We start from the raw sequence: 13,659 nt of genomic DNA on the forward strand, positions 1-13,659 counted from the left end.
GTGCGGGGTGAGGGCCCACGACTCACTATTCCGAGATGCGGCTTACGTACAGGTGTGAGTAAATTGCCATGCTGTCAGTAATGATCTTCGGGTTCCCTTGATGGAGGCATGCGAGGGAGGGTCGGTTGACTGGATTTCCTTGAGAAGTACGGGACTTGGGGGTTCGGTTGTCCACAGGGATCCACACCCTCTGAAGAGTTATCCACAGGCTGTGTGAAGATCTGTGGATGTCGGAGTTGATCATTCCGGAACTCGTGGATGAAGCTCAGGATTCCCGGGGTAAACGTCACTTACGCCCACTTTCGAGTGGAAATACTTCGCCCCGAAGGGTTGCCCGAAGGAAAAGCGTGGACGAAGGGTGACCTGCGCCCGGGTGGACACGATGAGGGCATGCTGGCCGATTTGTCGACCGAGTGGCGCTCCCCTGTCGACTTGTCCCCAGGTCGAGAAGCGTACCTGTGGATAACACCTGTGGATGACGAAAATATGCTGGTAGGACTGACCGGAAGAGGGACTGGACAGGACTGGCCGAAAGAGCGCTAGAACCGGCCGTCCTGGCACCTAGCCACCCAATCGGCCGCCGACGAGAACTCCTCGTCCGACGTGCCCGGCAGCAGCGGCCGTACGTCCGCCGTGGTCGCGTCCGCGCGCGGGTACGAGCCGAGGAAGCGCACCTGGAGGCAGATCCGCTTGAGCCCCATCAGGGCCTCGGCGACCCGTCGGTCGGAGATATGGCCCTCGGCATCGATGCAGAAGCAGTAGTTGCCGATGCCGGCGCCGGTCGGCCGGGACTGCAGCAGCATCAGGTTGATGCCCCGGGTGGCGAACTCGCCGAGCAGGTCGCGCAGCGCGCCGGGATGATCGTCGCGCTGCCACAGCACGACGGACGTCTTGTCCGCGCCGGTGGGCGCCGCGGGCCGGGCGGGGCGGCCGACCAGCACGAACCGCGTCTGGGCGTTCTCCGCGTCGTGGATCCCGGTCTCCAGGGCCTCGAGGCCGTACCGGGCGGCTGCGAACTCACCTGCGAAGGCCGCGTCGTACCGGCCCTCCTGCACCAGACGGGCGCCGTCCGCGTTCGAGGCCGCGGACTCCCAGAGCGCGTCGGGCAGGTTCGCCTTCAGCCAGTTGCGCACCTGCGGCTGCGCGGCCGGGTGGGCGGTGACCGTCTTGATGTCCGACAGCTTGGTACCCGGCCTGACCAGCAGCGCGAAGGTGATCGACAGCAGCACCTCGCGGTAGATCATCAGCGGCTGGCCCGCGACCAGTTCGTCGAGCGTGGTGGTGATGCCGCCCTCGACGGAGTTCTCGATCGGCACGAACGCGGCCTCGGCCTCGCCGACGCGCACCGCGTCGAGCGCGGACTGCACGGACACGTACGGGACCAGCTCCCGGGTCGCCGCCTCCGGAAGCGTGCGCAGAGCGACTTCGGTGAAGGTGCCCTCGGGGCCGAGATACGCATAGCTCGCTGGCATGTCCTCACCCTAATGGGCACCCCGAAAACCGGCTTACGTGTCTCACGATCGCCGCTCCACCGGGTGCCCCTCACCCCTCCAGCAACTTCTGCCCCACGTACTGCCCCTCCGCCGCCCCACCCGGCACCGCGAACAGCCCGCTCGCCTCGTGCCGGATGAACTGCGACAAGGCATCCCCCCGGTCCAGCTTGCGCTGTACCGTCACGAACCCGCGCAGCGGATCCGCCTGCCAGCAGATGAACAGCAGACCGGCGTCCGGCACGCCGTCGGTGTCGAAGCCGTCGTGGTACGAGAACGGGCGCCGCAGCATCGCCGCACCGCCGTTCTGGTCGGGCCGGGTGATCCGCGCGTGCGCGTTGATCGGGACGACCAGGTTGCCCTCGGCGTCCGTCTTCTCCAGGTCCATCTCGGTCGTCTCGGTGCCGCCCGACAGCGGCGCCCCGTCGGACTTGCGGCGCCCGATGACGTTCTCCTGCTCCTTCAGCGAGAGCTGCTCCCAGTCGTCGAGAAGCATGCGGATGCGCCGTACAACGGCGTAGGAGCCGTTCGCCATCCAGGCCGGGTCGTTCGAGCCGGACGCCGGCACGAAGATCCGCTGGTCGAAGTCGGAGTCGGCCGGCTTCGGATTGCGTGTGCCGTCGATCTGGCCCATCAGGTTGCGTGCCGTCATGGGGTGGGCGGTGGCGCCGGGCGAGCGGTTGAAGCCGTTCATCTGCCAGCGGACCCGGGCCGCGCTGCCCGCGTCCTTCTGGATCGCGCGCAGGGCGTGGAAGGCGACCAGGGCGTCGTTGGCGCCGATCTGCACCCACAGGTCGCCGTTGCTGCGCGCCTTGTCGAGCTGGTCGGAGGAGAAGTCGGGCAGGGGGTCGAGGGCGACCGGGCGCTGCTTCTGAAGGCCCGTACGGCCGAAGAAGCTGTGCCCGAAGCCGAAGGTGATGGTCAGCGACGAAGGCCCCGCATCACGTGCCACATCCGTGTCGTCCTGTGTCGTCGGCTCGCCCGCCATCAGCCGCCGGGCCGTCTGGGACCAGCGGCGCAGCAGCGCGGCCGCCTCCTTGCGGCCCGCGCCCGCGGCCAGATCGAAGGCGACGAGGTGGCCGCGGGCCTGCAGGGCGGTGGTGATGCCGGGCTGATGTTTCCCGTGAAACATCACCTGATCGGCGCCCAGCGAGGTGAGCGGCGTCGCCTGCGCGGGCGCGGCGGCATATCCGACGGCACCGCCCGCCGCGCCGAGCACGAGCCCGGTGGCGCCGGCGGTACCGAGCAGCGCGCGCCGTGAGATGCCTTCCTTCTGGGCGGCTTCCGGGGAAACCGCCCCCTTGGGGCTCGCCTCGGGAGTACGGGCCTCCGGAATGGACTGGTCAGCCATGGTGGGGTCAGCCGATCTGCGCGTTCTTGGAGACGGTGGTCTGGTCGATGTCGGAGGTCCGCACGGTGACGGCGATGTTCCACTCGCCCGCCATGGGGATCTGCACTCCGTTCGCCGACCAGTGTCCGGTGGTGATGTGGTCCGGGACGACGGGCAGCGGTCCGATGTCCTTGGACTCCAGGGTGAAGGCGACCTTCACCTCGGGGATGTCGAAGGCGCGGCCGTTGGGCCGCTGCACATAGACGTGCATCTCGTTGCCGCCGACCCGCGCGGGGTCGATGTCGAGCCGTACGACGCCCTTGCCGTCCGCGCCGCCGGTGTCGAAGGTCATGTCGAGGGTCACGGCCCCGGCGTCGGAGGACGAGGACGACGACGCCGACGTGGCCGCCTCGGCCTCCTCCACCGTGCGCCCCGGTTCGGTGGACGTCAGCAGGGTGGTCACCGTGAGCAGGGCGACCGCGACGCCCGCCTCGGCCAGCGCCGAGCGGCGCAGTCCGTGGCGGATCGGGTCGGCGTCCCGGACGCGCTTCTGGTGTGCGGTATCCATGGCGGCCCGCTGCCGGGCGAGCTGGGCGGCACGCTTCGGATCTGCGGCATCCGTCCGCTTGGAGCGGGAGGCCGCCTGCTTGCCGTCCTCGGCATCCGCCCGCTTGCCGTCACCGGAAGCGGCACGTGCCGTGACCCGTTCCTTCGTGCACTCCCGCTGTTTCCCGCCGGTCGCGGTGACCGGGTCCGTCAGCTGGGCGGTCCACCGCCGAGAGATCCATGCGATGCCGACCAGCAGCATCACGAGCCCGACCTTGACGAGCAGCAGCTGCCCGTACCGGGTGCCGGTGAGTGCCGTCCAGGAGCCGACCTGCCGCCAGGACTGGTAGAGGCCGGTCGCGACCAGCGCGACCACGCTGCCGAACGCGATCTGCGAGAACCGCCGTACGGCACCCGCATCCAGCGGAGCCTTTGCCGGTGCCCAGTACAGCGAGACCAGCAGCGCACACAGCCCACCGAGCCAGGCTGCCACGGCGAGCAGGTGGACGACGTCGACGGGCATCGCGATCCCGGCCTGGAGGCCGACCGAGGCGTGCTCGGCCATCGCCCAGGTCGCGGCGATCCCGGCGGCCACGACACCTCCGCCGACGGCCAGTCCGAATGTCAGGTCGCGCTTCTCCTCCTCCTCGCGTTTGTCGTACGCCCCGAAGAGCACGGCGATGAACAGCGCCGCCGCGGCGAGCAGCAGCAGCCGGGACACCAGGGCCGCGCCCGTCTTGGTCTGCAGCACCTGCCCGAGCAGGTCCAGGTCGAAGACGTCGCCGAACTTCCCGGAGCTGGTGTAGGAGCCGCGCAGGAGGAGCAGGCCGAGGGTGGCCGCGGTGAGCGCGACCCACCCCGAGACGACGAGCCGCTGCACGGCCCGTACGCCCGAGCCGCGCGGCCAGCAGGCGAGGACGAAGGCGGCGCCGCCGGCCAGCACGGTGAAGCCGGCGTACGACACATACCGCCCGAACCCGTACAGCCAGCCGACGACCCCGCCCCCCGCCGTCTGGTCCGACACCGTGACGGAGGTCGAGGAGGGGGCGCCGATGGAGAAGGTGTAGGCGCCGGCGACGGGGTGGCTGTCGGCCGACACCACCTGGTAGGTGACGGTGTAGGTGCCGTCGGGCAGACCCGAGTGCAGTTTCACGGCGTACGTCGTTCCGCTGACGTTTCTCGCCGCGCCGGTGTCGGCCCGCTTGCCCTTGGGGTCGAGCACACGCAGCGAGTCGTCGGAGAGCGAGACGGTCTCGGAGAAGGTGAGCGAGACCTGTGTCGGGGCCTTGTCGACCACCGCTCCCTGCTGGGGGTCGCTGCCGGTCAGCGCGGCGTGCGCGGAGGCCGGTGCGGCGCCGGCGAGGAGCAGGCCGGCGGCGGCCAGGAGCAGCAGCACCAGGCTTCGGACGCGGGGGGCGATGGTCTGCGTCAAGGGGGTCCCTCCCTCAGTGCCCGGTCTTCGGGGTGTACGTCGCCGACTTCACCGGCATGTCCACGGTGACCACGGCCGTGGCGAAGTGCAGCTCGACGGAGACCGTCTCACCCTGCTTCGGCTTGCGCTTCAGCTTCTCGAACATCAGGTGGCTTCCCCCGCTTTCGAGGACGAGTCGACCGTGTGCGGGCACCGCGACCTCCTGGGCCTCGTGCATCGCCTGCCCGACGGTCTCATGCACGGTCACCTCACCGATGTCGCTGGTGACCGAGGTCAACTCGGCTGCCTTGCCGCTCGTGTTGGCGATCGTCAGGAAGCCCGCCGCCATGGAGTCGGAGACGGGTTGCGGCATGTAGGCGGAGCTGACGGAGAGGGCGCCCTCGGCGTCGTCGGAGTCGGCGCCGCAGCCGGTGAGGGCCAGCGCTCCGGCCGTCACCGCCGCCGCGACAGCGAGACGCCTCACGGCGTCTCCCCCTTGACGAGCTTGGGGAGGTCCTTGGTGTAGTCGTCGACGGTGGCGTCCTCGCCGTAGAGGACGTAACCCGCGTCGTTCTTCGGGGAGAAGGCGACGACCTGGGTGCCGTGCGTGGAGACGATCTTGCCCTTCTCCTTCTTCGGCGGGTCGATCGAGATGCCGAGTGTGCGGGCGCCGGCCTGGATGGTGTCGAAGTCGCCGGACAATCCGACGACTTGGGGGTCGATGCCCTTGAGCCACTTGCCGAGCGCGGACGGGGTGTCCCGCTCCGGGTCGGTGGTGACGAACACGACCTGCAGCTCGTCCTGTTCCGCCTTGGGCAGCTGCTTCTTGGCGACGGCGATGTTGTTCATCGTCAGAGGGCAGACGTCGGGGCAGTTGGTGTAGCCGAAGTAGATCAGTGTCGGCTTGCCCGCGGTCTCCTTGCGGAGGTCGTACTGCTTGCCCCGGGTGTCGGTCAGGACCAGGTCCGGCTTCTCGAAGGGCTGGTCGAGGACGGTGGCGGCCCGGTCGGAGCCGGCCTCTTCGGACACCATGGTGACGGGCGATCCGCCTTCGTCACCGCTGCTGCAGGCGGACAGGGTCAGGGTGGCGGCGGCGAGCAGCGCAGCCGCCGCGAAGGTCTTCTTACGCATGGAAAAGTCCCAGATGTGAGGTCTCCGGTGCGCGCCGGAGTGCAGGACGACGCCTCACGCGTCGTCCGGACCCGGCGCGCACCGACGGATCGGAAGGCGTCAGGCGTTGCTGCGCCGACGGCCGGCCAGCACGCCGTACGCCACACCTGCCGCGCCGACGACGATGCCGACGACGGCGAGGACACGGGCCGTGGTGTCGGTGCTGTCGGCGGGCTCGGCGGTGTCGGACGCGGTGTTCGCGGCGGCGGCCGAGGCGTCGTCGGTGGTCTCCTCTGCCGTCGAGGAGCCGTGGCTGTGGCCGTCCTCCTCGGCCTCGGACAGCGCGAGCACCGGCGCCGGGTTCTCCGGCTCCTCCTGGCCTTCCTGCGGGACCTCGATCCAGCGGACGACCTCGTCGTTGGAGTACGTCTGGATGGCCTTGAAGACCAGCTCGTCGGTGTCCTCGGGCAGCGCGCCGACGGAGACCGGGAACTTCTGGAAGAAGCCGGCCTTGATGCCGTCGCCCTTGGCGGTCCAGGTGACCTTGCTGACGGCCTCGGTGATCTGCCGGCCGTGCGAGTCGATCGGCTTGTCCAGCTCGGACTTGGTGACCTCGATGTCCCAGCCCTGTACCGGCTCCGGCATCACCGAGGACAGCGGATGGTCGGCCGGGAAGTTGACTTCGAGCTTCGTGGTCGAGGCGTTGTCGCGCTCGTTGGGGACCTTGAAGTCGACGACAGCGTAGCCGCCCTTGGCAGCCGCGCCCTCGGGCTGCACGGTGACGTGCGCGAAGCAGGGGGAGGACAGAACGACGACGGCCGAGGCGGCAACGGCGCCGACGGCGGCGATACGGGAAGCCTTCATGGGCGGTGAGCACTCCACTTCGAGTGAGGATCCGGTGGTGGTGAAGAGGGGTACGCGCGCGTGCGGGTTGATTCCTCGACGACCCTGGACAGGGCTGCACGCGCGTGTGCCGCGCGACGGCGGCACTCACCCTTCGGCCGGATTCCGAACGAAGTGGCGGTCGCGTCGCGTCAGGCGGCGAGAGCGAGCGCGGCGGACGGCGGGCCGCGCCGGATCACCGTGTGCTGGAGTGCGGTCGTACGGGGCTGGGGGCAGGTGGGCGCGGCGGCGCGCCGGAAGCGCGGGCCGGCCTCGGGCGCCGCCGGGAGCCCCGCGCACAGGGCGCGCACCAGCGCGAGCGCCCCGCGCAGGGACCGCACGAGGGCCCCCTCCGTGACCGAGTACGCCGAGAGTTCCGCCAGGCGCAGCAGGGCGAGGTCCCCGCGGCGCAGCAGCCAGCCGGCGGCGATCGCCGCGAGGACGTGGCCGAGCAGCATCGGCAGGGACGGCAGCAGCGCGGCCGGGGAACCGGAGGCGGTGGCCATGGCGTCCGCCGGGTGGTGCGCGGCCTGCGCTCCCGCGTCGGGGGAGATCCCCGCGTCCGTGAGGATCCGCTGGGCCTGCGCCGGGCTGATCGCCGCCACCGTGGTCCCGCACACCAGCCGCGCGGCCTGTTCGACCAGGGAGGCGTCGGACGCCGACGTGGCGGAGGCCGTGAGCGGGGCCGAGCCGTGCTGTCCCAGTCCGAAGAGCGTGTGCAGGGCGATCTGTCCGGCCGCGAGCAGCGCCGCGATCCCGGGCAGCGAGCGCTCGCGACCGGCGAGCGGCGCGGCGACCACGAGCATCGCGAGGAATCCCGCGCCCAGCGTCCACAGCGGAACCCCGCCGGACGCGAGCGCGTGCCCGCCCGCGGACAGCACGACGCAGACCGCGGCGAACACCGCGGCCCGCAGGATCCGGAGGTCGGTTCCGGAGCGCACCGTGCGCGGCTGGGGGGCAGTCATGGCGGGCTCATCATCGCACTGGCCGTGTTGCCGCCGTACGGCAGGTCCGCAAGATTCCGTACCATCCGGAAGATCACCCGATGCCCGGACCGACCCGACTGGTGTATGCAGGCCTCACATACACCACCTGCCACCCTGGCGCATCCACCATATGGGCGGCATCACGTCGGTTTCGCGCTTACACCCGGGTACGCGCGGTAATACGTAACGGTATGTCGAGCCGCGGCCAGGAGGCTGGAGCATGAGCATGTGGTGGTCACTCCATCTTCGGCGCGAGGCCGCAAGCGTTCCGCTCGCCCGCCGCCTGCTGCTCGGCACGATGGAGACGGCGGGCGTCGACCCCGACGTCTCGTACGACCTCTCCGTCGCGCTCACCGAGGCCTGTGCGAACGCCGTGGAACACGGCGGGGACACCGTGCACGGCTGCACTTCGGAGGCGTACCGGGTCACTGCCTACCTGGACGGCGAGAAGTGCCGTATCGAGGTCGCCGACTCGGGTCCGGGATTCGCCCGTCCCCAGGCCCGTCCGGCGCCCGCCCGCCCAGACGCCGAGCACGGCCGTGGCCTGTGCCTGATCGAGGAGCTCGCCGACCACGTCCACATCGGCAACAGGCCCGGACCGGGCGGGGCGGTGGTGAGCTTCGACAAGATCCTCAAGTGGCGTGACAACTCCCCGCTGATGACGGCGTCCTGAAGCCGGCCGGGGAGCGGACCTCCGGCCGGGCACCCCGTAGGTACCCGGCCGTCAGTCCGACGTCAGCCCTTCAACGAGGCCATCCACGCCTCGACCTCGGCGGAGCGACGAGGCAGCGCGGCCGACAGGTTCCGGTTCCCGTCCGCGGTCACCAGGATGTCGTCCTCGATGCGGACACCGATACCGCGGTACTCCTCCGGCACCGTCAGGTCGTCGGCCTGGAAGTACAGGCCCGGCTCCACCGTCAGGCACATCCCGGGCTCCAGGACGCCCTCCACATACGTCTCGGTCCGCGCGGCAGCGCAGTCGTGGACGTCCATGCCGAGCATGTGCCCGGTCCCGTGCAGCGTCCACCGCCGCTGCAGCCCCAGCTCCAGCACCCGCTCGACCGGCCCCTCGACGAGCCGCCACTCGACCAGCTTCTCGGCGAGCACGCGCTGTGCGGCGTCATGGAAGTCCCGGTACTTCGCGCCCGGCTTCACCGCCGCGATCCCGGCCTCCTGGGCCTCGTACACCGCGTCGTAGATCTTCTTCTGGATCTCGCTGAAGCGCCCGTTGATCGGCAGCGTGCGCGTGACGTCGGCGGTGTAGTACGTGTGCGTCTCCACGCCCGCGTCCAGCAGCAGCAGGTCACCGGAGCGCACGGGCCCGTCGTTGCGTACCCAGTGCAGCGTGCAGGCGTGCGGGCCGGCCGCGCAGATGGAGCCGTAGCCGACGTCGTTGCCCTCCACGCGCGCGCGAAGGAAGAACGTGCCCTCGATGTAGCGCTCGGAGGTCGCCTCGGCCTTGTCGAGGACCCGCACCACGTCCTCGAAGCCACGCGCCGTGGAGTCGACGGCCTTCTGCAGCTCGCCGATCTCGAACTCGTCCTTGACCAGCCGCATCTCGGAGAGGACCACCCGCAGCTCCTCGTCGCGCTCGGCGGTGACCTTGTCGGTCAGGGCCGCCTCGATGCCGGCGTCGTAGCCGCGGACGACCCGGACCGGGCCGGTGGCCTCGCGCAGGGCGTCGGCCAGCTCGCGCACGTCGGAGGCCGGGATGCCGTACAGCTGCTCCGCCTCGGTGAGCGAGTGCCGGCGGCCGACCCACAGCTCGCCCTGGCCGGAGAGCCAGAACTCGCCGTTCTCGCGGTCGGAGCGGGGCAGAAGGTAGATCGTCGCCTGGTGGCCCTCACCCTTGGGCTCCATGACCAGGACGCCGTCCTCGGTCTGGTTGCCGGTGAGGTACGCGTACTCGACCGAGGCCCGGAAGGGGTATTCGGTGTCGTTCGAGCGGGTCTTCAGGTTGCCCGCGGGGATCACCAGACGCTCGCCGGGGAAGCGCGCGGACAGCGCGGCACGTCGGGCGGAGGTCTCGGCGGCCTGGGCGATCGGCTGCAGGTCGTGCAGCTCGGTGTCGGCCCAGCCGGACTTCATGTTCTCCGCCAGCTCGTCGGACACGCCCGGGTACAGGCCGTTCTTCCGCTGCTTGATCGGCTCTTCCTCAGAAGCTTCCACCGGGGTCTCCGGGAGCTCTTCGGCCACGGTCATCCTCCTAGATACGGCACTGGACCCCCTCCATCGTACGGTCGCACGGAAGGGGGCCCAGGGCCGAAAGACCTCTTACCGCCTCACTCGAAACGCGCCGCCAGCAGGACGACGTCCTCCTCGCTGTCCCCCGCGTCCAGCCCGTCCGGCAGGACGGTCCGCAGAATGTGGTCGACGATCGCCTCCGGGTCGCGCCGCTTGGCCCGGGACAGTCCGGCCGCCGCCGCATGAAGCCGGGCGAAGGCGCGGTCGACGGGATCGCCGGTGCGCTGCAGCAGCCCGTCGGTGTAGAGCAGAACCGTCTCTCCCGCCGTCGCCTGCACCTCCACGCTCGGTGCCTCCCAGCAGGCGAGCATGCCCAGCGGGGCCGAGACGGAGGTCTCCACGAACTCCGTGCGCCGCTCCCCGATCAGCAGCGGCGGGGTGTGCCCGGCACCGGCCAGCGTGATCTTGTGAAGGTCGGGCTCGCAGTAGGCGAACAGCGCGGTGGCCGAGCGGGCGGGCTCGGTCAGCCGCAGCAGCAGCTCCAGGTCGGACAGGACGGCGACCGGGTCCTCGCCCTCCATCACGGCGTACGCCCGCAGAGACGCCCGCAGCCGCCCCATCGCGGCGACGGCGCTGGGCCCCGACCCGGTGACCGAGCCGACGGCGAGACTGAGGGCCGCGTCGGGCAGCGGCAGCGCGTCGTACCAGTCGCCGCCGCCGCGCGGGCCGGTGCGGTGCCGGGCGGCGAGCTGGACGCCGGAGACGCGGGGCAGCCGGGAGGGGAGCAGTTCCTCGGAGATCGTCGCCATGCACGCCCGCGTGCGCTCGACTTCGAGGAGCCGCGCGAGGTGTTCGGCTGCGTAGCGGGCGTACAGGCCGACGAGGTGCCGTTGCCGCTCGACCGGTTCGGCGGGCTCGTCGTAGACCCACATGGCGGCGCCGACCCGCCCAGCGGTCTCGGCGGACAGGGGGAGTGCGTAGCTGGCGGCGTAGCCGAGGCGGGCGGCCACCTCGCGGTGGCGGGGGTCGAGCCCGTCCTCGGCGAACAGGTCGGGCCGGACGATCTCGCGTACCTCGGCGGGCGGCCCGGGCGGCGTGTCGAGCAGTTCGCCGTACGGCATCGAGGCGCGCGGCACGGTCTCGAGGTGACCGAGGTCGGCCTGGCCGAGGCCGAGCCCGAGGGTCGTGCGGGGGCCGAGTCCGTCGGCCGGTTCCAGAACGACGAGCCCGCGCGAGGCGCCCACCAGGGCGGCTCCGGCGCGCAGCAGTTCCTGGAGCGCTGCGGGCAGTGCGTCCGTGCGGGCCAGGCGTTCGGTGAGTTCGTGGAGGGTCGTGAGGTCCGAGACCCAGCCGGCGAGCCGGTCCTGGAGAAGGGCTCCCGGGCCGGTGGTGACGGCGGACGTGGTGGGGGCGGAGGGGGCGACAGTGTGCGCGGGCGCCGGAACCGTTGAATCGATTCCGGCCACTTTCGGAGGGTGCGGGGCGTTCATGGCGTCCGGCTTTCCGACCGGTGCGTTTTGCGCAAAACCATCGCGAACCCCCATGTCATTCTGCGCCGCTAGCAGTGTCTCCACATGTACACGCACTCGTGAGGAGATGTCCAGCATTGTCCTGCCGGGATTCCTGGTGTCCGTGGGGCTGCCGTGGTCTCGGGACGGATCTCCTGGGAACTCTTGCGAAAAGCGGAAGTTGGCTGAAAACTGCCTCGGGTAAGGGCCTATTGCGGTCGACTGGGCTTGCTCGACGGAGCGTCACAGCGGTCGTGATGGGTACGTACTCGGAGAAGGCCAGGGGTGGTTGGGAGTCACCCGGAACCTGGCGACGGACCCGGGCGTCTTAACCACCGACGACCGAGCCCCATCCTCCCGTGGCGGCGGCGGAGAGAAATACTCGGGACGGCAAACGCCACACTTCGCCACCCCACGCCACGCCCATGCTTTTGACAGACGCGGTATGGACGCGGACGCAGCCAACGCTCGGCCCATAGGGGTTCCCCGTGCTTGGAGAGCGCGGGTGTGATGCGCCAACAGGTACGCACAGTGAAGTGATCGACACATGGTGTGATGTGGTCCACGGTGTTGCCAGGCGTGCAACGGAAAGGAACGAGCGCTCATGCGCGAGATCCTCGGAAGGCGACGCAGGCTCCTGTCCAGGCGGAACGACGGGAGGCCTGAGGTGCTCAGCGCGGCCCTGACCTTCGCGACGGAATGGAAGTGGCCGGTACTCCCGGGCGTCACGGCGGACCCGCAGGGACGGGACCGCTGCGGCTGCCCCGACCCCGAGTGCACGGTGCCCGGAGCGCACCCCTTCGACCCCGGCCTGCTCGCGGCCACCACCGACGAGCGCATGGTGCGCTGGTGGTGGACCAACCGGCCCGCGGCGCCCATCATCCTCGCCACCGGCGGCCGGTCCCCCTGCGCGGTCAGCCTCCCCGTCCCCGCTGCGGCCCGCGCCCTCGACGCGCTGGACCACAAGGGAATGCGCCTCGGCCCGGTCCTCGCCTCCCGCACGCGCTGGGCGCTGCTCGTCCGGCCGTACTCCATGGAGCAGTTGGGCGAACTGCTCTACGCCAAGGACTTCGTCCCCGGTTCGCTGCGCTTTCACAGTGAGGGCGGCTATCTCGCGCTGCCCCCGTCCGAGACCGGCCAGGGCCAGATTCGCTGGGAGCGGGCTCCGCTGCCCGGCTCGGCCGCTCCCTGGGTGCCCGATGTGGAGGCCGTGGTGGACGCAGTGGTCGAGGCTCTCACTCGTACGGGTGTGAGCGCGCCCGAGTTCTAGGGGTGTCGGGCGCGCACGGAACCGGGCGCGCCGGCCGGCTCGTTATCGTCCCTTCATGAATGTCCGCCTGCTCGCCCTCGCGGGCGTCGTGGCGTGCGCGGTCGCGCTGCCACTGGCCGTGGCGTCCGCGGGCCCCGTGGGCGAACCGGACCCCGTGACCGTACGGCTGTCCCCGCGCGGCGACGCCAAAGGTTCCGGCGCCGTGGGTTCCCGTGACGGCGCCGCGGGTTCCCGCCCTGACGCCGGTGCTGCTCACGATGACGCCGCCGCCGTCGGCGAGGGCGCGGCGGCGTCCGCCGACCGGCCCGCGCCGAGGCGCTCCCCGTTCCTGCTCGGCCTGGGCCTGGCGACCGCCGCCCGCTGCGGTCCCGAACTCACCTCCCCCGACGGCATCGAGGCGCAGACCTGTGTCCTGACGCAGGGCGAGCAGACCTGGGCGCGCACCTACTACCGCAATGCGACCGGCGACGCCCTGGACGCCGTACTGAGCCTGATGGGGCCGGGTGGCCGCACGGTGCAGATGCGGTGTGCGGTGGGCGCGGAGGACGAGCCGGCCAGCTGCGAGACGCCCCGCGAGCGGACGCAGGGGGACCCCGGGGACTACTCGGCGGTCGCGGAGTACGCGGCGCGCGGCGGACGGGGGCCGCTGCTGCTGCGCTCGGGCAGCAACTTCGGTGCGCCTAGGGGCAGTTGACGCGTGGCGGCGTTCCGTGAACGAGACCGCACATGAAAGGACCCGGTTGCTGGCGACGGGGGATGCACCAGCAACCGGGCTACTGGAACGGTAACAAGAGATCGGCTGTTCGCAAATTCGATCTCCGGTTTTCCTCGGCAATCCGGACACCGACTGGCCTGTTAGGAACGGGAGTTGTGGGCCGATGCACCGTTTCGCCGGGTGGTTCGGCTGACCGGCCGGTCAGCCGAACCCTGTGACTTCGCTGT

12 protein-coding genes are annotated in these 13,659 nt (G+C 70.7%); 3 read left to right on the forward strand and 9 right to left on the reverse strand.

The features are described from left to right. Nucleotides 1–539 precede the first annotated feature (539 nt). The 7 genes from pheA to ACKTSN_RS24000 form a co-directional block, all read right to left on the reverse strand. Complete coding sequence (pheA, locus tag ACKTSN_RS23970) at nt 540–1,472, reverse strand: prephenate dehydratase (RefSeq protein ID WP_409470992.1); 933 nt, start codon at nt 1,470–1,472, stop codon at nt 540–542. Between the two features lie 70 nt (nt 1,473–1,542). Further along, nucleotides 1,543–2,841 carry an iron uptake transporter deferrochelatase/peroxidase subunit gene (efeB, locus tag ACKTSN_RS23975; RefSeq protein WP_409470993.1) on the reverse strand — a complete coding sequence of 433 codons (1,299 nt, stop codon included), beginning with the start codon at nt 2,839–2,841 and terminating at the stop codon, nt 1,543–1,545. A gap of 7 nt (nt 2,842–2,848) precedes the next feature. Next, nucleotides 2,849–4,798, reverse strand: coding sequence for a copper resistance CopC/CopD family protein (locus ACKTSN_RS23980; protein WP_409470994.1), 1,950 nt, complete (start codon nt 4,796–4,798; stop codon nt 2,849–2,851). A gap of 13 nt (nt 4,799–4,811) precedes the next feature. Further along, the gene (locus tag ACKTSN_RS23985; protein WP_409470995.1) at nt 4,812–5,261 is read right to left on the reverse strand and encodes a copper chaperone PCu(A)C; all 450 of its coding nucleotides are present in this window, start codon (nt 5,259–5,261) and stop codon (nt 4,812–4,814) included. After that, complete coding sequence (locus ACKTSN_RS23990) at nt 5,258–5,908, reverse strand: SCO family protein (RefSeq protein WP_409470996.1); 651 nt, start codon at nt 5,906–5,908, stop codon at nt 5,258–5,260. Before ACKTSN_RS23990 ends, ACKTSN_RS23985 begins: the two co-directional genes overlap by 4 nt. Nucleotides 5,909–6,007: 99 nt before the next feature. Then, nucleotides 6,008–6,751, reverse strand: coding sequence for a YcnI family copper-binding membrane protein (locus tag ACKTSN_RS23995; protein WP_409470997.1), 744 nt, complete (start codon nt 6,749–6,751; stop codon nt 6,008–6,010). A 170-nt stretch (nt 6,752–6,921) separates the two neighbouring features. Beyond that, on the reverse strand, nt 6,922–7,734 hold the full coding sequence (locus ACKTSN_RS24000; protein ID WP_409470998.1) for a hypothetical protein: 813 nt from the start codon (nt 7,732–7,734) through the stop codon (nt 6,922–6,924). Nucleotides 7,735–7,975: 241 nt separating this feature from the next. Here ACKTSN_RS24000 and ACKTSN_RS24005 point away from each other — a divergent pair, with 241 nt between their 5' ends. Further along, nucleotides 7,976–8,428 (forward strand): ATP-binding protein, encoded by a 453-nt coding sequence (locus ACKTSN_RS24005; protein ID WP_409470999.1) that lies wholly within the window; start codon nt 7,976–7,978, stop codon nt 8,426–8,428. 62 nt (nt 8,429–8,490) lie between these two features. Here ACKTSN_RS24005 and ACKTSN_RS24010 read toward each other — a convergent pair whose 3' ends face one another. Continuing rightward, nucleotides 8,491–9,957 (reverse strand): aminopeptidase P family protein, encoded by a 1,467-nt coding sequence (locus ACKTSN_RS24010; RefSeq protein WP_409471000.1) that lies wholly within the window; start codon nt 9,955–9,957, stop codon nt 8,491–8,493. An 80-nt stretch (nt 9,958–10,037) separates the two neighbouring features. After that, nucleotides 10,038–11,546 carry a PP2C family protein-serine/threonine phosphatase gene (locus tag ACKTSN_RS24015; RefSeq protein WP_409471001.1) on the reverse strand — a complete coding sequence of 503 codons (1,509 nt, stop codon included), beginning with the start codon at nt 11,544–11,546 and terminating at the stop codon, nt 10,038–10,040. Between the two features lie 505 nt (nt 11,547–12,051). Here ACKTSN_RS24015 and ACKTSN_RS24020 point away from each other — a divergent pair. Further along, nucleotides 12,052–12,717, forward strand: coding sequence for a bifunctional DNA primase/polymerase (locus ACKTSN_RS24020; RefSeq protein WP_409471002.1), 666 nt, complete (start codon nt 12,052–12,054; stop codon nt 12,715–12,717). Between the two features lie 55 nt (nt 12,718–12,772). Continuing rightward, a complete protein-coding gene (locus ACKTSN_RS24025) occupies nt 12,773–13,411 on the forward strand; it encodes a hypothetical protein (protein ID WP_409471003.1) in 639 nt (212 codons plus the stop codon). Nucleotides 13,412–13,659 lie beyond the last annotated feature (248 nt).

Source organism: Streptomyces flavusporus (assembly GCF_046267975.1).
In the GTDB taxonomy this organism is placed as follows: domain Bacteria; phylum Actinomycetota; class Actinomycetes; order Streptomycetales; family Streptomycetaceae; genus Streptomyces; species Streptomyces flavusporus.